The 20,808-nt window shown below is 67.7% G+C and carries 23 protein-coding genes; 9 read left to right on the plus strand and 14 right to left on the minus strand.

The window, feature by feature from the left end:
- Nucleotides 1-11 precede the first annotated feature (11 nt).
- The 4 genes from BX604_RS03645 (at nucleotide 12) to BX604_RS03660 (ending at nucleotide 4,614) form a co-directional block, all read left to right on the plus strand.
- A complete protein-coding gene (locus BX604_RS03645; RefSeq protein ID WP_098549618.1) occupies nucleotides 12-1,010 on the plus strand; it encodes a 2-hydroxyacid dehydrogenase in 999 nt (332 codons plus the stop codon).
- Nucleotides 1,011-1,135: 125 nt separating this feature from the next.
- The gene (gene bluB, locus BX604_RS03650) at nucleotides 1,136-1,909 is read left to right on the plus strand and encodes a 5,6-dimethylbenzimidazole synthase (RefSeq protein WP_098549619.1); all 774 of its coding nucleotides are present in this window, start codon (nucleotides 1,136-1,138) and stop codon (nucleotides 1,907-1,909) included.
- A gap of 268 nt (nucleotides 1,910-2,177) precedes the next feature.
- Nucleotides 2,178-3,347, plus strand: coding sequence for an MFS transporter (locus BX604_RS03655; RefSeq protein WP_098549620.1), 1,170 nt, complete (start codon nucleotides 2,178-2,180; stop codon nucleotides 3,345-3,347).
- Nucleotides 3,348-3,453: 106 nt separating this feature from the next.
- Entirely contained in the window at nucleotides 3,454-4,614 is a 1,161-nt protein-coding gene (locus BX604_RS03660) for an MFS transporter (RefSeq protein WP_098549621.1), read from the plus strand.
- Nucleotides 4,615-4,749: 135 nt separating this feature from the next.
- On the opposite strand, the gene fahA is transcribed toward BX604_RS03660, so the two are convergent.
- Genes fahA through BX604_RS03685 form a run of 5 tightly spaced genes read right to left on the minus strand, consistent with a single transcriptional unit; the run spans nucleotide 4,750 to nucleotide 10,707 of the window.
- Nucleotides 4,750-6,054, minus strand: coding sequence for a fumarylacetoacetase (gene fahA, locus BX604_RS03665; protein WP_098549622.1), 1,305 nt, complete (start codon nucleotides 6,052-6,054; stop codon nucleotides 4,750-4,752).
- A complete protein-coding gene (hmgA, locus tag BX604_RS03670; protein WP_098549623.1) occupies nucleotides 6,051-7,385 on the minus strand; it encodes a homogentisate 1,2-dioxygenase in 1,335 nt (444 codons plus the stop codon). Before hmgA ends, fahA begins: the two co-directional genes overlap by 4 nt.
- 15 nt (nucleotides 7,386-7,400) lie before the next feature.
- Nucleotides 7,401-8,762, minus strand: coding sequence for an MFS transporter (locus BX604_RS03675; RefSeq protein ID WP_098549624.1), 1,362 nt, complete (start codon nucleotides 8,760-8,762; stop codon nucleotides 7,401-7,403).
- Nucleotides 8,759-8,989, minus strand: a complete 231-nt coding sequence (locus tag BX604_RS03680; RefSeq protein ID WP_096504929.1) for a DUF2783 domain-containing protein — start codon at nucleotides 8,987-8,989, stop codon at nucleotides 8,759-8,761. The genes BX604_RS03675 and BX604_RS03680 overlap by 4 nt, the downstream gene beginning before the upstream one ends.
- A gap of 41 nt (nucleotides 8,990-9,030) precedes the next feature.
- On the minus strand, nucleotides 9,031-10,707 hold the full coding sequence (locus tag BX604_RS03685) for an FAD-dependent oxidoreductase (protein WP_098549625.1): 1,677 nt from the start codon (nucleotides 10,705-10,707) through the stop codon (nucleotides 9,031-9,033).
- 372 nt (nucleotides 10,708-11,079) lie between these two features.
- Between BX604_RS03685 and BX604_RS03690 the strand changes: the two genes are divergently transcribed.
- Complete coding sequence (locus tag BX604_RS03690) at nucleotides 11,080-11,883, plus strand: EAL domain-containing protein (protein ID WP_098549626.1); 804 nt, start codon at nucleotides 11,080-11,082, stop codon at nucleotides 11,881-11,883.
- A gap of 209 nt (nucleotides 11,884-12,092) precedes the next feature.
- Here BX604_RS03690 and BX604_RS03695 read toward each other — a convergent pair whose 3' ends face one another.
- The gene (locus tag BX604_RS03695; protein WP_098549627.1) at nucleotides 12,093-12,503 is read right to left on the minus strand and encodes a GFA family protein; all 411 of its coding nucleotides are present in this window, start codon (nucleotides 12,501-12,503) and stop codon (nucleotides 12,093-12,095) included.
- Nucleotides 12,504-12,606: 103 nt separating this feature from the next.
- Nucleotides 12,607-13,398 carry an IclR family transcriptional regulator gene (locus BX604_RS03700; RefSeq protein ID WP_098549628.1) on the minus strand — a complete coding sequence of 264 codons (792 nt, stop codon included), beginning with the start codon at nucleotides 13,396-13,398 and terminating at the stop codon, nucleotides 12,607-12,609.
- A 221-nt stretch (nucleotides 13,399-13,619) separates the two neighbouring features.
- Between BX604_RS03700 and BX604_RS03705 the strand changes: the two genes are divergently transcribed.
- Entirely contained in the window at nucleotides 13,620-14,807 is a 1,188-nt protein-coding gene (locus BX604_RS03705; protein WP_098549629.1) for an acyl-CoA dehydrogenase, read from the plus strand.
- Between the two features lie 144 nt (nucleotides 14,808-14,951).
- On the opposite strand, the gene BX604_RS03710 is transcribed toward BX604_RS03705, so the two are convergent.
- Nucleotides 14,952-15,590, minus strand: coding sequence for a peroxiredoxin (locus tag BX604_RS03710; RefSeq protein ID WP_098549630.1), 639 nt, complete (start codon nucleotides 15,588-15,590; stop codon nucleotides 14,952-14,954).
- Between the two features lie 317 nt (nucleotides 15,591-15,907).
- On the opposite strand from BX604_RS03710, the gene BX604_RS03715 reads away from it, so the two are divergent.
- The 3 genes from BX604_RS03715 to BX604_RS03725 all read left to right on the plus strand — a co-directional run bounded on the left by BX604_RS03715 (nucleotide 15,908) and on the right by BX604_RS03725 (nucleotide 17,210).
- A complete protein-coding gene (locus BX604_RS03715; protein ID WP_098552685.1) occupies nucleotides 15,908-16,210 on the plus strand; it encodes a DUF883 family protein in 303 nt (100 codons plus the stop codon).
- A gap of 123 nt (nucleotides 16,211-16,333) precedes the next feature.
- On the plus strand, nucleotides 16,334-16,723 hold the full coding sequence (locus BX604_RS03720) for a phage holin family protein (protein ID WP_098549631.1): 390 nt from the start codon (nucleotides 16,334-16,336) through the stop codon (nucleotides 16,721-16,723).
- Between the two features lie 43 nt (nucleotides 16,724-16,766).
- On the plus strand, nucleotides 16,767-17,210 hold the full coding sequence (locus BX604_RS03725) for a DUF3318 domain-containing protein (protein ID WP_098549632.1): 444 nt from the start codon (nucleotides 16,767-16,769) through the stop codon (nucleotides 17,208-17,210).
- Between the two features lie 48 nt (nucleotides 17,211-17,258).
- Here the strand turns inward: BX604_RS03725 and BX604_RS03730 are convergent, their stop codons facing one another.
- The 6 genes from BX604_RS03730 to nrdR all read right to left on the minus strand — a co-directional run bounded on the left by BX604_RS03730 (nucleotide 17,259) and on the right by nrdR (nucleotide 20,802).
- Nucleotides 17,259-17,711, minus strand: a complete 453-nt coding sequence (locus BX604_RS03730; RefSeq protein WP_098549633.1) for a type IV pilin protein — start codon at nucleotides 17,709-17,711, stop codon at nucleotides 17,259-17,261.
- On the minus strand, nucleotides 17,708-18,169 hold the full coding sequence (locus BX604_RS03735; RefSeq protein WP_257146377.1) for a pilus assembly protein: 462 nt from the start codon (nucleotides 18,167-18,169) through the stop codon (nucleotides 17,708-17,710). Before BX604_RS03735 ends, BX604_RS03730 begins: the two co-directional genes overlap by 4 nt.
- A 194-nt stretch (nucleotides 18,170-18,363) precedes the next feature.
- On the minus strand, nucleotides 18,364-19,203 hold the full coding sequence (locus BX604_RS03740; protein WP_098549635.1) for a PilW family protein: 840 nt from the start codon (nucleotides 19,201-19,203) through the stop codon (nucleotides 18,364-18,366).
- Nucleotides 19,187-19,597: a hypothetical protein gene (locus BX604_RS03745; protein ID WP_098552686.1), complete on the minus strand. Its 411-nt coding sequence runs from the start codon at nucleotides 19,595-19,597 to the stop codon at nucleotides 19,187-19,189. Before BX604_RS03745 ends, BX604_RS03740 begins: the two co-directional genes overlap by 17 nt.
- An 8-nt stretch (nucleotides 19,598-19,605) precedes the next feature.
- Nucleotides 19,606-20,169: a GspH/FimT family pseudopilin gene (locus BX604_RS03750; RefSeq protein WP_098552687.1), complete on the minus strand. Its 564-nt coding sequence runs from the start codon at nucleotides 20,167-20,169 to the stop codon at nucleotides 19,606-19,608.
- A gap of 153 nt (nucleotides 20,170-20,322) precedes the next feature.
- A complete protein-coding gene (gene nrdR / locus BX604_RS03755) occupies nucleotides 20,323-20,802 on the minus strand; it encodes a transcriptional regulator NrdR (protein ID WP_006760615.1) in 480 nt (159 codons plus the stop codon).
- Nucleotides 20,803-20,808: the final 6 nt, after the last annotated feature.

A 20,808-nucleotide genomic window follows, 5' to 3' on the forward strand; every position in this document is an offset into this window, starting at 1 on the left:
GGAGGTGCAGCATGCGCGTGATCCTGTTCAGCAGCCGGCAATACGACGACGAATCGTTTACCGCCGCCAACCGGCAGTTCGGCTATCGGCTGCACTTCCAGCCGTCGCACCTCGACGCGGAAACCGCGATCCTCGCGCATGGCTATGACGTCGTCTGCCCGTTCGTCAACGACACCGTCGACGCGGCCGTGCTCGAACGGCTCGCCGACGGCGGCACGCGCCTGATCGCGCTACGCTCGGCCGGCTTCAACCACGTCGACCTGGCGGCCGCCGAGCGGCTCGGCATCGCGGTCGTGCGCGTGCCCGCGTATTCGCCGCATGCGGTCGCCGAACACGCGGTCGCGCTGATCCTCGCGCTCAATCGCCGGCTGCCGCGCGCGGTGGCGCGCACCCGCGAAGGCGACTTCTCGCTGAACGGCCTGCTCGGCTTCGACCTGCACGGCAAGACCGTCGGCGTGATCGGCACCGGCCTGATCGGCCGCGTGTTCGCGAAGATCATGATGGGCTTCGGGATGCACGTGCTCGCACACTCGATGCCGCCGCACGACGAAGAACTGATCGCATTCGGCGCGCGCTACGTCGAGCTCGACGAACTGCTGCGCCATGCCGACATCGTCAGCCTGCACTGCCCGCTGCTGCCGTCGACGCACCATCTGATCAATGCGCAGACGCTCGCGCGGATGAAGCACGGCGCGATGCTGATCAATACCGGGCGCGGCGGCCTCGTCGACGCGCAGGCGCTGATCGATGCGCTCAAGAGCGGCCAGCTCGGCCATCTCGGGCTCGACGTGTACGAGGAGGAAAGCGGCCTCTTCTTCGAGGATCACTCCGACCTGCCGCTGCAGGACGACGTGCTCGCGCGCCTGCTGACGTTCCCGAACGTGATCGTCACGTCGCACCAGGCGTTCTTCACACGCGAGGCGCTCGCCGAAATTGCGCACACGACGCTGTTGAACATCGAGGCATGGCACGCGGGTACGCCGACCAACGTCGTTACGTCGGGCCGCTGACTGACGGCGCTCTGCGTCCGGTATATGCAATCCGTCAACGATCGGTCATTTTGTTTCGACTGAAGTAACGCCGCGCGCGCGGCGTCTGCTATCGTTGCGCGGATTTCCCCCTGCTTGCGCCGCCCATGCGTTTCGACGACTCCGCCATTGCCGCGGTCTACCGTGCCATCTTCGAACGGCGCGACATGCGCCACTTCACGCCGGCGCCGGTCGATCCGGCCACGCTCGCTCGGCTGCTGCGCGCCGCGCACCACGCGCCGAGCGTCGGCTTCATGCAGCCGTGGCGCTTCATCCGCATCACCGATCCCGCATTGCGCACCGCGATCCACGCGCTGGTCGACGCCGAGCGCCGCGCGACCGCCGACGCGCTCGGCGAACGACAGGACGAATTCATGCGGCTGAAGGTCGAAGGCGTGCGCGAATGCGGCGAGCTGCTGGTCGTCGCGCTGACCGACGACCGCGAGCGCCACGTGTTTGGCCGCCGCACGCTGCCGGAGATGGATCTCGCGTCCGCCGCGTGCGCGATCCAGAACATGTGGCTCGCCGCGCGCGCCGAAGGGCTCGGGATGGGTTGGGTGTCGCTGTTCGACGTCGATGCGCTGCGCACGCTGCTGGGCATGCCGACCGGCACGAAGCCGATCGCCGTGCTGTGCGTCGGCCACGTCGACGCGTTCTACGCGAAGCCGATGCTCGAAGAGGAACGCTGGGCTGCGCGGATGCCGATCGAAGCGTGCCTGTTCGAAAACGGCTGGGACGCGCCGGCGGCTTCCGCCCCCACCTCCGCCGATTGCGCGTCCACCACGTCCTCGGTCGTAGCCGGATCGTCATCGTCGCCCGGGATCGCCGCAGCAGACGAAGCCCCCGCCGCCGCACCGAGCGCGGCACTCCCCGACCGCTGACCGAGCGAACCGTTTGCAGCACGATCAAGCCCGACTCGCCGGTGTTGTTCCGACCCGACATACCCGGCCGATACACGCCTGAACCCGGCGAAATCCCACACTGTGGCGCACCGCAGCCGCCTTGCCGTCGCATGCCGGCAACATCCGGTTTGACCCCAAGCATAGGGGTTTTCACTGAAGTAGAATCGCGGCTGATGTCCTCCGCCCGCCCGTCCCGCGCATCCTGCGTCGGCCCCGGCAGCGGCTCTTTCCGTATCCCGCCACCGCGATGCCTTTACCTCTTTTCGCTCTTGCCGTCGCCGCTTTTGGAATCGGTACCACCGAGTTCGTGATCATGGGGCTGCTGCCCAACGTCGCCCGCGACCTCGGCGTGTCGATTCCGGCCGCCGGGATGCTCGTGTCGGGCTACGCGCTCGGCGTGACGATCGGCGCGCCGATCCTCGCGATCGTCACCGCGAAGATGCCGCGCAAGCGCGCGCTGATGGGGCTGATCGGCCTGTTCATCGCGGGCAACCTGTTCTGCGCGATCGCGCCCGGCTATACGGTGCTGATGGCCGCGCGCGTCGTCACCGCGTTCTGCCACGGCGCGTTCTTCGGGATCGGCTCGGTGGTCGCGAGCAACCTTGTCGCGCCGAACCGCCGCGCGCAGGCGATCGCGCTGATGTTCACCGGCCTCACGCTCGCGAACGTGCTCGGCGTGCCGCTCGGCACCGCACTCGGCCAGGCGTACGGCTGGCGCGCGACGTTCTGGGCCGTCACCGGCATCGGCATCGCCGCGGCCGCCGCGCTCGCAGTCTGCCTGCCGAAGAACCTCGCGATGCCCGACACCAGCATCACGCGCGAATTCAGCGTGCTCAAGCATCCGCAGGTGCTGATGGTGCTCGGCATCAGCGTGCTCGCGTCCGCGAGCCTGTTCAGCGTGTTCACCTACATCACGCCGATCCTCGAGGACGTGACCGGCTTCTCGCCGCATCAGGTCACCTACGTGCTGCTGCTGTTCGGCCTCGGCCTGACCGTCGGCGGGACGCTCGGCGGCAAGCTCGCCGACTGGCGCCGGATGCCGTCGCTGATCGCGACGCTCGCGCTGATCGGCGTCGTCCTCGCGCTGTTCGCCGGCACGATGCACATGCCGTTCGCGACGCTCGCGACGATCTTCGTGTGGGGCATCCTCGCGTTCGCGATCGTACCGCCGCTGCAGATCATGATCGTCGATCGCGCGAGCGACGCGCCGAATCTCGCGTCGACGCTGAACCAGGGCGCGTTCAACCTCGGCAACGCGACGGGCGCATGGCTCGGCGGGGTGGCGATCGGCTCCGGCGTGTCGCTCGTGAACCTGCCGTGGGTCGGCACCGCGATGGCCGTCGCCGCGCTTGCGCTCACGCTGTGGTCGGCCTCGCTCGAACGCCGCCCGGTGGCCGCGCCGACCGAATACATTTGATGCAAGGCGCCCCGCGCGCGCCGCGGCGTTCGTTGCGCGCGCAACACCATTCGATCCTGATGGCCTTCATGGACCTTTCAGGGCCCGCGGTGTAGCATCGCGGCCGATGAAAGCCATTCTCAATCGTGATTTCCTCGCGCTGATCCTGAGCGTCGCGGTCGTCGGTCTCGGGACCGGCGCCACGCTGCCGCTCACCGCGCTCGCGCTGACCGAGGCCGGACACGGCACCAACGTCGTCGGCATGCTGACCGCCGCGCAGGCGCTTGGCGGCCTCGCGATCGTCCCGTTCGTCACCGCGCTCGCGCGGCGGATCGGCGCGCGCCGTGCGATCGTCGTGTCGGTCGTGCTGCTCGCCGCCGCCACCGCGCTGATGCAGTTCACGTCGAACCTGATTCTGTGGGGCGTGCTGCGCGTGCTGTGCGGCGCCGCGCTGATGCTGCTGTTTACGATCGGCGAGGCGTGGGTCAACCAGCTCGCCGACGATTCGACGCGCGGTCGCGTGGTCGCGATCTACGCGACCAATTTCACGCTGTTCCAGATGGCGGGCCCCGTGCTCGTCAGCCAGATCGCCGGCGCGACGAGCATCCGCTTCGCGCTCTGCGGCGCGCTGTTCCTGCTCGCGCTGCCGACGCTCGCGACGATCCGGCGCGCGCCGCTCGCCGGCGACGATGCGCATCACGCCGCGCACGACAGCTGGCTCGCCGTGCTGCCGCGCATGCCCGCGCTGATCATCGGCACCGGCTTCTTCGCGCTGTTCGATACGCTCGCGCTGTCGCTGCTGCCGCTCTACGCGATGGATCACGGCGTCGCGAGCGCGACCGCCGTGCTGCTCGCGTCGATCATGCTGTTCGGCGACACCGCGATGCAATTCCCGATCGGCTGGCTCGCCGACAAGCTCGGGCGCGAACGCGTGCATCTCGGCGCCGGCTGGATCGTGCTCGCGGGCCTGCCGCTGCTGCCGTTGGTGATCGCGAATCCGTGGCTGTGCTGGCCGCTGCTGTTCGTGCTCGGCGCGGCGGCCGGCAGCATCTATACGCTGTCGCTCGTCGCATGCGGCGAACGCTTCCGCGGCTCGGCGCTCGTCACCGCGAGTTCGCTCGTGTCGGCATCGTGGAGCGCCGCAAGCTTCGGCGGTCCGCTGGTGGCGGGCGCGTTGATGGAGCAACTGGGCAGCAACGCGCTGGTCGGCGTGCTGGTCGTGTGCGTCGCCGCGTTCGTCGCGGCCGCGCTGTGGGAACGGCGCACCGCGCTGCGGCGCGCGGTCTGACGCCCGCGTAGGTTCGCGCGCGCCGGTCGGCGTATCGGCGTATCGCCACCGCCCGCCAACCAAACGAAAACGGCCCGCACAACGCGGGCCGCCCTGCTCCGGCGAATCACGCGCGACGTATCGCGCCGCTGCCGGTTACGCGCTACGCGCCGGCAGGATCTTGCCGGCACACGCACCGAAGCCGACGCGATAGCCGTCGCCCTGGCACCAGCCCGCGAGCGTCAGCTCGTCGCCGTCCTCGATGAACGCGCGACTGCCGCCGCCGTTCAGCGCGAGCGGCTCCTTGCCGTTCCACGTCAGTTCCAGCAGGCTGCCGAACGAATCCCTGGTCGGCCCGCTGATCGTGCCCGAACCCATCAGGTCACCCACGCGCGTGTTGCAGCCGGCAACCGTGTGATGCGCGAGCTGCTGCGCCATCGTCCAGTACATGTGCTTGAAGTTGGTGCGGCAGATCGACGTCGCTTCGGCGGCACCTTCCGCACGCAGCGTCACTTCCAGCGCGATGTCGAACGCATGCTTGCCCGCGTGCTGCAGATACGCGAGCGGCTGCGGCGACTGTTCGGGCTGCGCGACGCGGAACGGCTCGAGCGCGTCGAGCGTGACGATCCACGGCGAGATCGTCGTCGCGAAGGTCTTCGCGTTGAACGGGCCGAGCGGCACGTATTCCCACTGCTGGATGTCGCGCGCGCTCCAGTCGTTCAGCAGCACCATCCCGAAGATATGCGCTTCGGCATCCTCGCATGCGATCGGCTCGCCGAGCGCATTGCCCTGGCCGACGATGAAGCCCGTCTCCAGTTCGATGTCGAGCTTGCGGCACGCGCCGAACGCCGGACGCTCCTGGTCGGGCAGCTTCAGTTGCCCGTTCGGGCGCCGCACCGGCGTGCCGCTCACGACCACCGACGACGCGCGGCCGTTGTAGCCGATCGGCATTTCCGACCAGTTCGGCAGCAGCGCATTCTTCGGATCGCGGAACATCGAACCGACGTTGGTCGCATGCTCCTTCGACGAATAGAAATCGGTGTAGCCGGGAATGTCGACCGGCAGATGCTGCGTCGCGTCGTGCTGCGCGACGAGCACTTGCGCGCGCAGCGCGGCGTCGTCGCGCAGCCGTGCGTTGTCGCGCGAGAACAGGTCCGACAGCTGCACGCGCACGCTGCGCCATGCATCGCGGCCGAGCGCGATGAACGCGTTGAGCGTCGGCGCGGCGAACACGTCGGCGCCGGCCGGCAGCGTCACGAGGCCCGCATGCGCGAGCGCGGCGAGGTCGACGATCTGGTCGCCGAGCGCGACGCCCGCGCGGCGTGCCGCCTGTTTCGCATCGCTGAAGATCCCGAACGGCAGGTTCTGGATCGGGAAATCGCAGGCGGGATCGTTCGCCGTGTCGACCCAGCTCTTGCGGGCGGGGTCCAGCGTCGCGCGCCAGTCTTGGGTATCGCTCATCGTTGCTCCGGATTGAAGTGTTTCTTGATGCCTTGCCAGCATTCGAAGTAATCGGCCTGCAACTGCGCGGTGTCGAGCGCATAGCGCGTCGGGCGGATCAGCGTGCGGGTTTCGAACATGAACGCCATCGTCGCGTCGACCTTGTGCGGCTTCGACGTATCGCCCGCGGACGCCTTCTCGAACGTGTCCGCGTCCGGCCCGTGGCCCGACATGCAGTTGTGCAGGCTCGCGCCGCCCGGCACGAAGCCTTCGGCCTTCGCGTCGTACGCGCCGTGCACGAGCCCCATGAACTCGCTCGCGACGTTGCGGTGGAACCAGGGCGGGCGGAACGTATCCTCGGCCGCAAGCCAGCGCGGCGGGAAGATCACGAAGTCGATCGTGTCGACGCCCGGCGTGTCGCTCTGCGACTGCAGCACGAGGAAGATCGACGGATCCGGGTGATCGAAGCTGATCGAGCCGATCGTGTTGAACAGGCGCAGATCGTATTTGTACGGCGCGTAGTTGCCGTGCCACGCGACGACGTCGAACGGCGAATGGCCGATGTCCGCGCGCCACAGGCGCCCGTTCAGCTTGGCGACGAGCTCGAACGCGCCTTCGCGATCCTCGTACGCGGCCTGCGGCGTCAGGAAGTCGCGCGGGTTCGCGAGCCCGTTCGAGCCGATCGGGCCGAGGTCGGGCAGGCGCAGCAGCGCACCGAAGTTCTCGCAGATATAGCCGCGCGCATCGCCGTCCGGCAACGTGACGGAAAAACGCACGCCGCGCGGGATCACCGCGATCTCGAACGGTTCGACGTCGAGCCGGCCGAATTCCGTCGCGATGAAGAGCCGCCCCTGCTGCGGCACGATCAGCAGTTCGCCGTCGGCACTGTAGAAGAAGCGGTCCTGCATCGAGCGGTTCGCCGCGTACAGATGAATCGCGCAGCCGTTCATCGCGGCCGCCGAGCCGTTGCCGGCCATCGTCACGAGCCCTTCGACGAAATCGGTCGGCTCGACCGGCATCGGCAGCGGATCCCAGCGCAACTGGTTCGGCGGGGTCGGCGGCACGTCGGCCGAATCGCCGAACTCCGACACGAGCCGCTGCGGGCCCGTGAACGGCTCGAACGGCCGATGCACGGCCGCCGGCCGGATCCGGTACAACCACGAGCGGCGGTTGTGCCCGCGCGGCGCGGTAAACGCGGTGCCGGACAGTTGCTCCGCATACAGGCCGTACGGCGCACGCTGCGGCGAATTGCGGCCGTGCGGCAGCGCGCCGGGCAGCGCCTCGGTCGCGAATTCGTTCGCGAAACCGCTCAGGTAGCCGGCGATCGCCGGTTTCGACAGGTCAAACGTCATCGTTTCCTTTCTCCATCAATTCATGGCGGCGTTCGGCGCCTGCGCGCCGCTTCGCCGCGTTACGCCGGCCAGACCGAGGACGAACAGCGCCGAGCACAGCACCGGCACTGCGGCCGCATGGAACAGCGCGCCGTTGGTCCAGTTCAGCGCAATCAGTTGTCCGCCGACGAGCGGCCCGAGCACCGAGCCGATCCGGCCGATGCCGAGGCTCCAGCCGATGCCGGTCGAGCGCAGCGACGTCGGGTAATACTGGCCCGCGAGCGCGTTCACGGCCGGCTGCCCGCCGACCACGCAGAACCCGCCCGCAAACACGACGAGCAGCAGCCACGGCAGCGCATGCGCGACCGAGCCGATCAGCCCGACCGATACGGCCGCGCACGCGAAGCAGGCGAACAGCACGCGCACGAAGCCATAGCGTTCGATGAACCAGCCGAGCGACAGCGTGCCGACCACGCCGCCCGTCTGCAGCACCGTGCCGACGATCACGGCGGTGCCGGGCGAATAACCCGCGTCGCGCATCACGGTCGGCAGCCAGTTCGACAGGAAGTACAGATCGATCAGGTTCATGAAGCTGATCGCCCACAGCAGCAGCGTGACCGGCAGCCGGCCGTGGCGGAACAGCTCGGCGACCGGGGCGCCGCTCGCGGCGCGCTCGCGCACGACGAGCCGCGTGTTCGCGTCGATGCCGGCCTGCGGCGCGAAGCGTGCGAGCCATTCACGTGCCTGCACGTCGCGCCCTTTCAGCACCAGGAACTGCAGCGACTCGGGCAGCCGCGCGAGCATCGCGATCGTCAGCACGAACGGCACCGCGCCGCCGATGAAGAACACCGAGCGCCAGCCGAATGCCGGAATCAGCGCGGCACTGATGAAGCCGCCGATCGCAGCGCCGAGCGTGAAGCCGCACGACACGATCATCATCCGCTTCACGCGATGCGCGGCCGGGCTGAACTCGCCGACCAGCGCCATCGCGTTCGGCATGATGCAGCCGAGGCCGAGGCCCGTGACGAAGCGCAGCGCCATCAGCACCGGAATCGAACCGGCGAACGGCGTGGCGAGCATCGTCACCGCGAAGAACAGCGTCGAGCCGATCAGCACCGGGCGCCGCCCGATCCGGTCGGCCAGCACCGACAAGCCGAGCGCACCGAGCAGCATCCCGAACAGGCTCGCGCTGAACACGGGCCCGAGCGCCTGCTTCGGCACGCCCCATTCGGCGATCACGCTCGGCGCGACGTAACCCATCGCTTGCGCATCGAAGCCGTCGATCACGAGACACAGCCCGCATAGCACGAGCAGCATCCAGTGAAAGCCCGGGCGATGGGTCTCGTCGATCACGTGCTCGACTTCGAGCACGCGCGGGGCGGCCGGCGCCGCGCTCATTGCACGACCTCGGCAGCCGGATGCGCGGGCGGCGTCACGCCCTGGCGCGCGAGCGCCATCGCTTCGCGCAACACGTCGGCGTCGCCGATCTGGTTCGCGAGCAACAGGATCAGCTTCGCGTTGACGAGCTGGCTGTCCGCGTCGGACAGGTCGCGATGCATGTCGATCAGCGCTTCGTAGAATGCGTCCGGATCGGCCAGGCGCGGGCGGGTATCGAGTCGGGGCATGACGGGTGTCTCCGGTGTCGTTGTCGTGTTCGATGCAGTGCTCAGCATGCGCAGGTCGCGCGCGCCAGGGCGTCGGCGATCGCTTGGCGTTCGAGCGTGCGCGTCCGCGCACACACGTGCTGATCGGGGCGCAGCAGATAGAACGTGCCGGGCTGCGCGTCGTAGCGTTGCGCGGCAAAACCGTCGACGTCCTCCACCACGTCGACGCCGGGCACCGGTTGCGCGTGGCCGGCCGGCACCACCAGCACGGGCCGCACCGGCAGCGCGAGGCCGTCGAGCGCCTGCGCGAGCGCGGCGGCATCGTTCGGCAACCCGAACAGCACGCCCGCGAAGCCGTCGCCCAGATGCTGCAGCAGCCAGCCGGACGCGCCCTGCGCGCGCACCGGCGCATCGGCCGCCGCGGCGCCCGGGCGCATCGCGCACGCGAACGCGTCGCCGTTGCGATCCGGCGTGTTCAGCGGCGAATCGGCGAGCACGGCCGGCACCGACAGGCGGCCGCTGTTCACGAGCTTGCGTGCGAACTCGCAGTCGCGCGCGAGCTTCAGCGTCGCGTCGCGGAACACGCGCGACACCGCGCTCTTCGGCGTGATGAAATCGGTCGAGCGCGTCGAGTTGCGGATGTTCTCGTCGGCGGCGAATTCGCGCTCGCTTGCATAGGTGTCGAGCAGGCGGTCGTCCGAGCGGCCGTCGAGCACCAGCTTCAGCTTCCACGCGAGGTTGTCCGCGTCCTGCACGCCGCTGTTCGCGCCGCGCGCGCCGAACGGCGACACGCCGTGCGCGGAGTCGCCCGCGAACAGCACGCGGCCGTGACGGAACGTGTCCATCCGCTGGCAGCGGAACGTGTACACGCTCACCCATTCGAGCTCGAACTCGACCTCCGGTCCGAGCAGCGCGCGCACGCGCGGGATCACCCGCTCCGGCTGCTTCTCGGCGACCGGATCGGCGTCCCAGCCAAGCTGGAAGTCGATGCGCCACACGTTGTCGGGCTGGCGATGCAGCAGCACCGACTGGTTGCGGTGGAACGGCGGGTCGAACCAGAACCAGCGTTCGGTCGGGAATTCCGCCTTCATCTTCACGTCGGCGATCAGGAAACGGTCCTTGAACGTGCGGCCGTGGCTCTCCAGGCCCATCGCCGCGCGCATCGGGCTGCGCGAACCGTCGGCCGCGATCACGTACTGCGCGCGCAGCGTCTCGATGCCGTCCGGCGTCTCGACGGTCAGCGCCGCGTGTTCCGCCGACTGCGCGACGCCCGTCACCTTGTGCTTCCAGCGGATGTCGAGGTTCGGCAGCGCGAACGCGCGCTCGGCCAGATAGCCTTCGACGTAGTACTGCTGCAGGTTGATGAACGCGGGGCGCGCATGCCCTTCTTCGGGCAGCAGATCGAACGCATACAGCTGCTCGTCCTGCAGGAATACCTTGCCGACGTGCCAGCTCACGCCCTTGTCGACGAAGCGCTCGCCGCAGCCGAGCCGGTCGAAGATCTCGAGCGTGCGCTTCGCGAAGCAGATCGCGCGCGAGCCCGTCGACAGCGTGTCGTCGTCGTCGAGCAGCACGACCGGCACGCCCTGCTGCGCCAGATCGATCGCAGCCGACAGACCCACCGGGCCCGCGCCGACGATGATCACCGGGTGCACGGCCGCGTCCTCGCCGCCTGCCCGCGCCGCGCGCGTCCGGTATTCGAACCTCAGCGTCTGGTAATCAATGCTCATGGTCGCCATCCGCTCCTCAACCCTGCCGCGCGCGCGCCGGCGCACGCTTCACCGTCGCGCCCGGGTCCGTCCCGCGCCCCTGCCCGCCCTTCTGCGTCCACTTCCAGTCAACCGCCACGTCTCGCTCCTTGCTTCCTGTTGATTCGAATCGGAACGGCGCCATTCCGGGGCGCCCGAACGCCGCGTTTCCTGATCGGCGTCAAATCTTGAATTTACGAATAGTAAAACCAATTACGAATAGTGAAATAAACGTAAACCCTAGCCATCGGTCCAGGGACGGGATAACGATATGAGTGAAACGCCAAGCCGAGCGCGGCGCGCGCTGCTAATATCGACATATGAGGCGGCCCCTTTCGGCCGCCATTTTTCCTTTTCACGCCGATGATTCCGCCCACCATCCCCGAGCTGGTCGCCCGTGCCGGGCAACTGCCTTACCTACGGGAACACCTCGCGCTTGCCGACGGCGGCACCGCGTGCGCGAATCTGCCCGAGCGCACGCTCGCGAGCGCCTACGAGCCGATCTACGACGTGACGATGCCCGGTGCGCCGCAGTCGACGTCGTTCGCCGACGCGATCGAGCGCTACGGCGACGAACTCGGTTTCCAGGCCGTCACGCTGGTCACGGGTACGCCGCACGACCCGGTCGACTCGGCCGTCGAAGATCAGACGCTGGTCGCGATCGACCGGCTGTCGCGCGCGCTGCACGCCATCAACTTCTTCGGTGCGCAGCGCCACGGGTTGCTGTTCCTGCGCGTGCACGAGCGGCTGCTCAAGAGCGTGAAGTACGACCACGGCAAGCATTTCTCGTCGGTGCTGCAGCGCTTCGGGCTGCCGACCGAGCGGATCGTGATCGAGCTGCCGGCGGTCGCGGTCGCGCACAAAACCTTCCTCGGGTATCTCACCCGCAGCTACCAGCATCACGGCTTCAAGGTCGCGGACAAGCTGCCCGACCCGGGCCGGATCCTCGCGGTCGAATCGGAGATGGCGCGGCCCGACTACATCAAGATGGATGCAGGCATCGCGTTGCGCGACGGGATGGTCAAGGCGCTCGTCGCCTATGCGCAGCGCGTGCGGATTCCGCTGATTTTCGACGGCGTCGTCGACGAGACGCAGTGCGAACTGCTGCGCCAGCACGACGTGCGGTTCATGCAGGGGCCGGTGTTCGCGAAGGTCGTCACGGCCTGATTACGGGCTTGGCAGGCGCGCGCGTGAGGCGGCGGCGGGCCGGATTGAAGATTCGGTGGCTGAATCGCAGCGGCGCTCGGGGTGTCGGTGCGCTTCGTTGCGCGCGGCTCGATGCCGGCCGGTTCGTTGCCTGTCATGCGGAAACGTCGAACGCACGTCGAGCGCGTGCGCGCGCCGATGTTCCCTCGCGGCCACCTGATGACCGCTCGCTAGTCCCTTCCGCCATCGTCGTATTTCGGCAGATCGTCGTCGATCGCGATGCCCGGGAAACGATCTCCATACCAGACATGCCACGCCGGACGCAGCCGCGACGGCTCGTCGAGCGTCGCGTAATTGATTTCGACGGTCTGCGGCGCATCGGCCAGCCGGTATTCGAGCTGCGCGCCGCAGCGCCCGCAGAAGCGTCGCTCGCCCCACGCACTCGACGCATAGACCGTCGGCTCGCCCTGCAGGTATTCGAATGCATCAATCGGCACCGATGCCGACGCAACGACCGCCGCGCCGGTGGTGCGCTGGCAAAGCCGGCAATGGCAGAAGCCGGCGTCGGCCGGCATGCGCGCGATCCGGTAGCGGATCGCTCCGCATGCGCAACCGCCTTCCATCGTCTCGGGGTGGGACATCGCGAACCTCGTCGTCGGGATACGGACGAACGATGATGAGCGCGGTTCGCGCGCGATTCAACCCGCGCCGGCGCCCTCTGTCGTTTCCGCGGCTCTCCGCAGCTCAGGCCGTCGGACCGAGCCGCTGCGCGAGCGCCTTCAGCTTCGGCCCCACCTGCGTGCGGAACACGTCCTCGTCCATCGACGAGGCGGGCCCGCTGCAGCTGAGGATCAGCCAGCGCCCTTCGCGCGGCTCGCGAAACGGCACGGCCGCCGCATTCACGTCCATGTGCCACGCCCGGAACGAATAGCAGCACCCGCCTTCGGAGAACTCGGCCGCCGCTTGCTGCGCGGCCGCGACGAGCGCATCCGCGTCGGCCGCACCGCCGGCCGCCCGGTGCAGATCCGCATAGAGCGCGCGACGCACGTCTTCGGGCTGCACGGCCAGATACGCGCGGCCCATCGAGCTCGTCAGCATCGACAGCCGCGAACCGGGCGCAAGCCCGAGCGTGAGCGCCGTTTCGCTGCGGATCGTCTCCAGGTAGATCATGTCGAGCCCGTCGCGGCAACCCAGCGACACGGCTGCGCCGATCTCGCGCGCGAGTGCCTGCATGTGCGGCCGCGCGAGGTCGAGCGTCCCCGAGCCGGACAGCAGCGCGTAGCCGAGCGACAGCACGCCGGCGTCGAGCGCATACTTTCCGAGCGTCTCGTCGTAGCGCAGGTAGCCGAGCACGGTCAGCGTATAGGCGAGCCGGTTCACGGTCGCCTTCGGCAGCCCCGTGCGTTCCGCGAAGTCGCGGTTGCCGAGCATCGTCTCGCCGGGCCGGAATGCGCGCAGCAGGTCGAGCCCGCGCGCGAGTGCCACGACGAACTTGCGTTCGTCGATCATGGTTTCGTCGATGGTTGAAAGCGTCATCTGATGCTACACTGGGTTCGATTTGCAAAACATTGTTCCGCACAGCGGAACTCCAGTCAAGCAAACTTTAGAGATGGGGCCAGGCAGCGAAGCGCCACCCCGGGACCGACCGCAAAGCATGAAGCCAGCGTAAGCGCTGACGTACCGACTCTGACCGACTGCGAAGCATGGGGCCAGAGTAAGCGCTGAAGCGCCAACTCTGGCCGACAGGAGATGACACGATGAGTGCTGCAACTTTTCATTGGGACGATCCGCTGCTGCTCGACCAGCAACTGACCGAAGAAGAGCGGATGGTGCGCGATGCCGCGCATGCCTACGCGCAGGACAAGCTCGCGCCGCGCGTCACCGAGGCGTTCCGCCATGAACGCACCGACGCCGAAATCTTCCGCGAGATGGGCGAACTCGGCCTGCTCGGCCCGACGATTCCCGAGGAATACGGCGGCCCCGGCCTCAACTACGTGAGCTACGGGCTGATCGCGCGCGAAGTCGAGCGCGTCGACTCCGGCTACCGCTCGATGATGTCCGTGCAGTCGTCACTCGTGATGGTGCCGATCTTCGAATTCGGCTCGGACGCGCAAAAGCAGAAATACCTGCCGAAGCTCGCGACCGGCGAATGGATCGGCTGCTTCGGGCTGACCGAGCCGAACCACGGCTCCGACCCGGGCAGCATGGTCACGCGTGCGAAGAAGGTGCCCGGCGGCTATTCGCTGTCCGGCTCAAAGATGTGGATCACGAACTCGCCGATCGCCGACGTGTTCGTCGTGTGGGCAAAGCTCGAAGAAAACGGCAAGAACGCGATCCGCGGCTTCATCCTCGAGAAGGGCTGGAAAGGCCTGTCGGCGCCCGCGATCCACGGCAAGGTCGGACTGCGTGCGTCAATCACCGGCGAGATCGTCCTCGACGAAGTGTTCGTACCCGAAGAGAACCTGATGCCGAACGTGAGCGGCCTGCGCGGCCCGTTCACGTGCCTGAACTCGGCGCGCTACGGGATCGCGTGGGGTGCGCTCGGCGCGGCCGAGTCGTGCTGGCACACCGCGCGCCAGTACGTGCTCGATCGCCAGCAGTTCGGCCGGCCGCTCGCCGCGAACCAGCTGATCCAGAAGAAGCTCGCCGACATGCAGACCGAAATCACGCTCGGCCTGCAAGGCGTGCTGCGACTCGGCCGGATGAAGGACGAAGGCACCGCGGCCGTCGAGATCACGTCGATCATGAAGCGCAACTCGTGCGGCAAAGCGCTCGACATCGCGCGGCTCGCGCGCGACATGCTCGGCGGCAACGGCATCTCGGACGAGTTCGGCGTCGCGCGTCACCTCGTGAACCTCGAAGTGGTCAACACGTACGAAGGCACGCACGACATCCACGCGCTGATCCTCGGCCGCGCGCAGACGGGCATCCAGGCATTCTTCTGATCGATTGCGTGCGACACGCCGGCACCGCACCCCGCCGGCGCCGCATACGCTGAAAAAGACACGGCCCGCCCGGCATCGCTGCCGGGCGGGCCGTTTTCGTCGGCGCTCGCGCGTGTCACCCGCCGCCGATGCGGCTGCGCATGCTTATTTGTTCGGCTGCGGCGTGAGGCGCAGATACGGACGCACTGCGTTGAAGCCCTTCGGGAAACGCTTCTTCAACTCTTCCGGATCCTGCAGCGACGGCACGATCACGACGTCGTCGCCGTCCTTCCAGTTGCCGGGCGTCGCGACCTTGTAATTGTCGGTCAGTTGCAGCGAGTCGATCACGCGCAGCACTTCGTCGAAGTTGCGACCGGTGCTGGCCGGATACGTGATGATGAGCCGCACCTTCTTGTTCGGATCGATCACGAACAGCGAGCGCACCGTCAGCGTTTCGTTCGCGTTCGGGTGGATCATGTCGTACAGCTGCGAAACCTTGCGATCCCCATCCGCGATGATCGGGAAGCCGACGACCGTCGACTGCGTTTCGTTGATGTCGTTGATCCAGCCCTTGTGCGACTCGACGCCGTCCACCGACAGCGCGATCACCTTCACGTTGCGTTTCTCGAATTCGCCCTTCAGCTTCGCGGTCAGCCCGAGCTCGGTCGTGCACACCGGCGTGTAGTCGGCCGGGTGGGAGAACAGGACGCCCCAGCCGTCACCCAGCCACTCGTGAAACTTGATCGGGCCCAGGCTCGATTCCTGCTCGAAATCCGGTGCGATGTCGCCAAGACGCAGACTCATGATGTTCCCTCCTCGAACGATGCTGGTTGAAACCGCGCGGTGTCGGCGCGGGACAGTCCATCAGCTTACGGGAAGCAATGGGACATGCGAACGATTATTCCGTTTGATATTCATACTTTTTTGTCATTTTTGTGCGGTCTCGGAGCGCGGCGGACGGCGGCAAGGGAAACTTTTCACGTCGTTTGCGGCTCTGTTGATGATTACGAGTCGTTTACCATGTGGGCTGGCACTGCCGTCGTGCGTCTTCCCGGCTCGCCAGCAAGCAGGCGTTTCGCTACGATGTGAACCTGCAGCATGACAGCATGAAGGGAGTTGCAATGTCGGAAATCAACAAGGAGAAACTGATGTCGGATATCAAAACCGTTCTCGCGGACGCCGAAGACCTGCTCAAGCAAGCGGCGAGCAGCACGGGCGACCGTGCGGCCGAGCTGCGCGAGAAAGCCATGTCGCGCCTGAAGCAGGCCAAGGAAAAGGCAACCGACGTTCAGGTCGTGGTGGTCGAGAAAGGCAAGAAGGCCGCACGCGCGACCGACGATTACGTGCACGAGCATCCGTGGACGTCGATCAGCATCGCCGCTGGCGTCGGCGTGCTGGTCGGTCTGCTGATCAACCGCAAGTAACGCGCTCGATGCCGTTCCGCCCCGTGTGCCGCCCGGCGGCACATGGGCGCTGAAGCCAAGCCGGTGGTTCGCCACCGGCCGGCTTTGACTTAGCCGCTCACTGCGCGCGCAAGCGCCTCATCCATGACGACAGACACCAACCCGCAGCCGTCCGGCCAGGGGCCGCTGCGCCGCCTCGTCGGCTCCGCGATCGGCCTGCTGCAAACGCGCCTCGAACTGGTGGGCATCGAGCTCGCCGAGGAGAAGGAGCGCCTGATGGGCGTACTGTTCCTCGGGCTGGCCGCCATGATGCTCGCAACGATGGCGCTCATCAGCCTCACCGTGCTCATCGCGATCGCGTTCTGGGACACCTATCGCTGGCAGTCGCTTGCCGCGATCACCGCGGTGTATGCCGTCAGCGGCATCGCATGTGCGCTGAAGGCACGCGCCGGCCTGCGCGATGCACCGACCGTGTTCGAGGCGACGCTGCACGAACTCGAGAAAGACCGCGACATGTTCCGCAGCAAGCCGTGAACGCACCCGCGTTCGTCCCTCTCACCTACTTCGCCGACGCGCCATGAGCCAGAACGTTACGGGCAATTCACCCCGCTCCCATTCGTCGCGATCGAACTGGAGCGCATCGCAGCATCGCGCGCTGCGCAAGGAGTTGTTGATCCTGCGCTCCGAGGTCGAGCGGCTCGAGCTTGCCGAAGCCGCCGCCGACATGCGCCACGCCGTCACGCGCTTCAGTTGGCTGAAGGTATTCGTGCCTGGCCTGTCGACCAACAAGTTCAGCCAGTCCGCCAAGAACCTGAACGCGAGCCTCGGCCAACTCGTCAACCAGTATCCGATGCTGAGTTCGCTCGCATCGCTCGTGCTCGCGAAACCCGTGCGCTCGCTGCTGCGCGCGAGCGCCGGCCCCGCGTTGAAGTGGGGTACCGTCGGCTTCGCCGCATGGGAGGTCTACCGGATCTGGAAGCAGTCGCGCGACGAGCGCGGCAGCGCCGCGAACGACGACTGACACGCGACGACGCACGCGCATGCGTCGTCGCGCGCCTTCAGTGCGCGTTCAGCGTACGCCCCAGCATGCCCCATCCGGTCCATCGGCATTGCCGTCGTTCGATCCTGTATTCCCTTTCGTCCCGTCCGAGCGCAGCGTGAATGCGCCGCATCGGTCGTCGCGCATCAGGCCGTTGTCGAGCGGGCTCGCGACGAGTTCGTAGACCACCGGGGAATCGTCGTTGCCCGGACGGCGCAACGCCACGCGATAAACCGGCTGCCCGTCCGGCGGCGCATGCGCCAGCGTATCCGGCAACGCCTGTGGAGGCGCGCCATCGAGCGTCTCGAGATATTGAGCCGCGCGATACAGCGCGGCAATCGCGGACGCGCGATGCATGCGTGCGACATGCTCGCGATACGACGGGATACCCCATCCGGCCAGCACGGCGACGATCGCCAGCACGATCATCAGTTCGACCAGCGTGAATGCCGCCGATGGGCGCAAGAGCGTGCACCCTTTCATTGATGCATCGCCGCGACACGACGCCAGCGCTCGGCAACGATACGGCCGTCACGCAGCGCGACCTGGCTTTGCAGCCAGACCACGCTCGATGCATGGCTGCCGACGCCACGCGCAGTGACAAGGTATGCGCGACTCCCCGCCGGGCCCGCTCCACGCCACGCCTCGATCAAACATCGCGGCGGCTGCGCTGCCATCGGCCACGCAGCGAACGGCATGAATGCGTCGACGACGCCTAGCGCCGGCGTGCGCCGCCACGCGTCCGGCTCGGCATGCGATACGACTTCGTCGAGGTACGGCGCGGCACCGCGGAGCAATCGTGCGGTGCAGGCGGCCAGCGCCGCATCGGCCGCGTGGAAGGCGATCAACCGATCCGACAATGCACGCGCACGGCGCGACTCCGTCAGCGCGGATTCGAACCACGTGCCGGTCAGCGCCGCGACCGCCGCGCCGACCGCGATCACGGCAGGCAATGCGAGGCCAGCATCGCGGCGCCAGGCTCGGTGCGCCAATCGACAGCGTGTGCGCCATTCGCCGCAGCGCGTGCAGGTGCCGTCCGTCACGCATCGCTTGCCGCAAGCCACCGTTGTGCTTTCGCCGACATGTCCCGCCGCACCTCGCATCGCTGGTTCGCTCACACACTTGTTTGCACGGATCATCGGAACGCCTCGTAGGCACGCGCTGCATCACGGTCGCGCTCGGCCGTCGCGAACGCGGCGTTTCGCAAACCGACGATCCGATGCAGCACGAGACGCGCGCGACCATCCTGCGCGACGACCGCGCGCCCGTCGCAATCGACATGGCTGAGTGATTCACGCATCGGTTCGCCGCGTGCCCGCACGCATACATGCACGGCCACGACCTCATGCCAGTCGCCGGTGCGCATCGCATCTGCAGCGATGAACCGCACGTCTGCGTGACGCAGGTAGCGCAGGCGCAACTGGTCGATCCCGGCCACGACGGGCTGCGCCGTGCCCGGGTGCCCGCTTCCTTCGCAGTACAACTCCGGCTCACCCGTCGACGGACTCACGTGCGCGTCGAAGCGGTTTTCGACAAGCGGCCGCTCACCGGCCGCGCCGACACCCTGCCCGAGACAATCCGATACCTGGGCGCCGGTCGTCGGCCACGTCGACACGGTGTCGCCGACATACCGGATCAGCACCGCATCCGACGATGCGCGCACGGCCTCGCACCGCACCTGCGCGCCATCGCCTCGCACACGCGCCGCCGAACAGCCGAACACCGGCGACAACGATGGCGCCGCTTCGACATCGAGCGGGCGAAAGCCGGCCATCTGGAGCTGCTGGCCGATCAACGTCAGCGCGGTCGCCGCTGCATCGCGCATCCGGAAGCCGTCCTCGGCCCGCCGCTGTGCGACGCGCTGCGCGTGATACAGCGCGCCAGCAGCGGCAAGCACGAGCAGACCGACGGTCATCGCGACCAGCACTTCGAGCAGCGTATGCGCGCGGATGCGGCGATCAGCGTTCATCGGCATCGACCTCCCGAAACGGAATCCGCACGCACGACGGTGGCTTTGTCGTCACCCCCGCCGCTTCGCATCGCGTCGAAGCCCCCGCGTCCGCGTCGCGCCAGCCGACGATCGCGTACCGGACGTCGCCCGTGCCGCGATCGAGCGTCATCGTGCCGCCCGGCAACGATGCGGCCACGAGCGCCGCGACGCCATCGTCGGCCGTTGCCGCGGCGCGCAGGCGCTCGACCCGCGCGTCGGCGAGCCACAGCGCACGCTCACGCCAGATCGTCGCCCGCTGCATGCGCACCATCGCGAGCTGGCTGCCGGCCACCGCCAGCATCACGACCGCGAGCAACGCAACGGCCAGCACCGCTTCGAGCAGCGACGTGCCGCGTGTCGATTTGCGCACGCACTTCATGCCGCGCCTCATGCCGCATCGCATCGGCCGGCGACGACGCGCGCGCGACCGCCCGCCGCGATCCGGATACACCGCGACACGCGTGCCGCATCGTCTCCCGGCGACTCTCGCTGCGGACGCAATTCGAAACGACGGATGCCGCCGATCACCTGACCGGCAGGCGGTGCAAACGCGAGATCGTGCGCGGCGCCCGCGACGGCGATGTCAGCATCATGCGGATATCGCCGCAGCACGCGCGCCTGTCCGTCGAACTGCCCGCTGACGATCCACGCGCACGACCATTCCGCGGGGCCGCAACGCTCGCCCGAACGAACGCAGGCACCGTCGCCCCCGGCCCTGCACAGCGTAACGCGCACGCCGAGACGCGTGGCCTCCGTGCGCGCGAACGACAGCGCACCGAGCAGTGCGCTGGCACGCGCATCGACGCGTTCGCGCATGCGCCATTGATCGAAAGCCGGCGCCACGTAGAGCCCCATCCCGACCACGAGCGCGATCGCGACCATCAGCTCGACGAGCGTGAACCCGCCGCCGCATCGCCTGCCTTTTTCAACGACCTGCCGGTGCTGTTCCATCGCCATCGCCCTCCGCCAACGTGATGCGACGAATGTAGCGACGCGTGCGGACGCCCGCCATTTGCCGAACGGCCGACTGGCGACATGCGATCGCGACCGACACAATCGGCGCGAATCGAACCCACGGAGAAGACGATGGACGAACGCAGCGCGTCAGCGCTTACGCGGAGGCTTGGAGGGGGACGCGCGACGGAACTCTTCGATCACGTCGGCAAATTCGGAGACGTCCTCGAACCGGCGATATACCGATGCGAAACGGACATAGGCGATCGTATCGAGGCCGCGCAGCTCGTTCATCACGAGTTCGCCGAGCTTCTCGCTACGCACTTCACGCTCGCCGGTCGCGAGCAATTGATACTCGATACGGGCGACCGCCGCGTCGATCGCGTCAGCCGCAACCGGCCGCTTGCGCAGCGCGAGTTGCATGCTGGCGACGATCTTGCGACGGTCGAATTCCGTGCGGCTGCCGTCCTTCTTCACGACGGCGGGCAGGTTCAGTTCGACCCGCTCGTACGTCGTGAAACGCTTGTCGCAAGCCGAGCAGCGACGGCGCCGACGAATCGCGGCGCCATCTTCGGACACGCGCGAGTCGACGACCTGCGTGTCTTCATGCCGGCAGAACGGGCAGCGCATCGTCGA

The sequence above is a fragment of the Burkholderia sp. JKS000303 genome, from assembly GCF_002563755.1.
Lineage (GTDB): Bacteria > Pseudomonadota > Gammaproteobacteria > Burkholderiales > Burkholderiaceae > Burkholderia > Burkholderia anthina_B.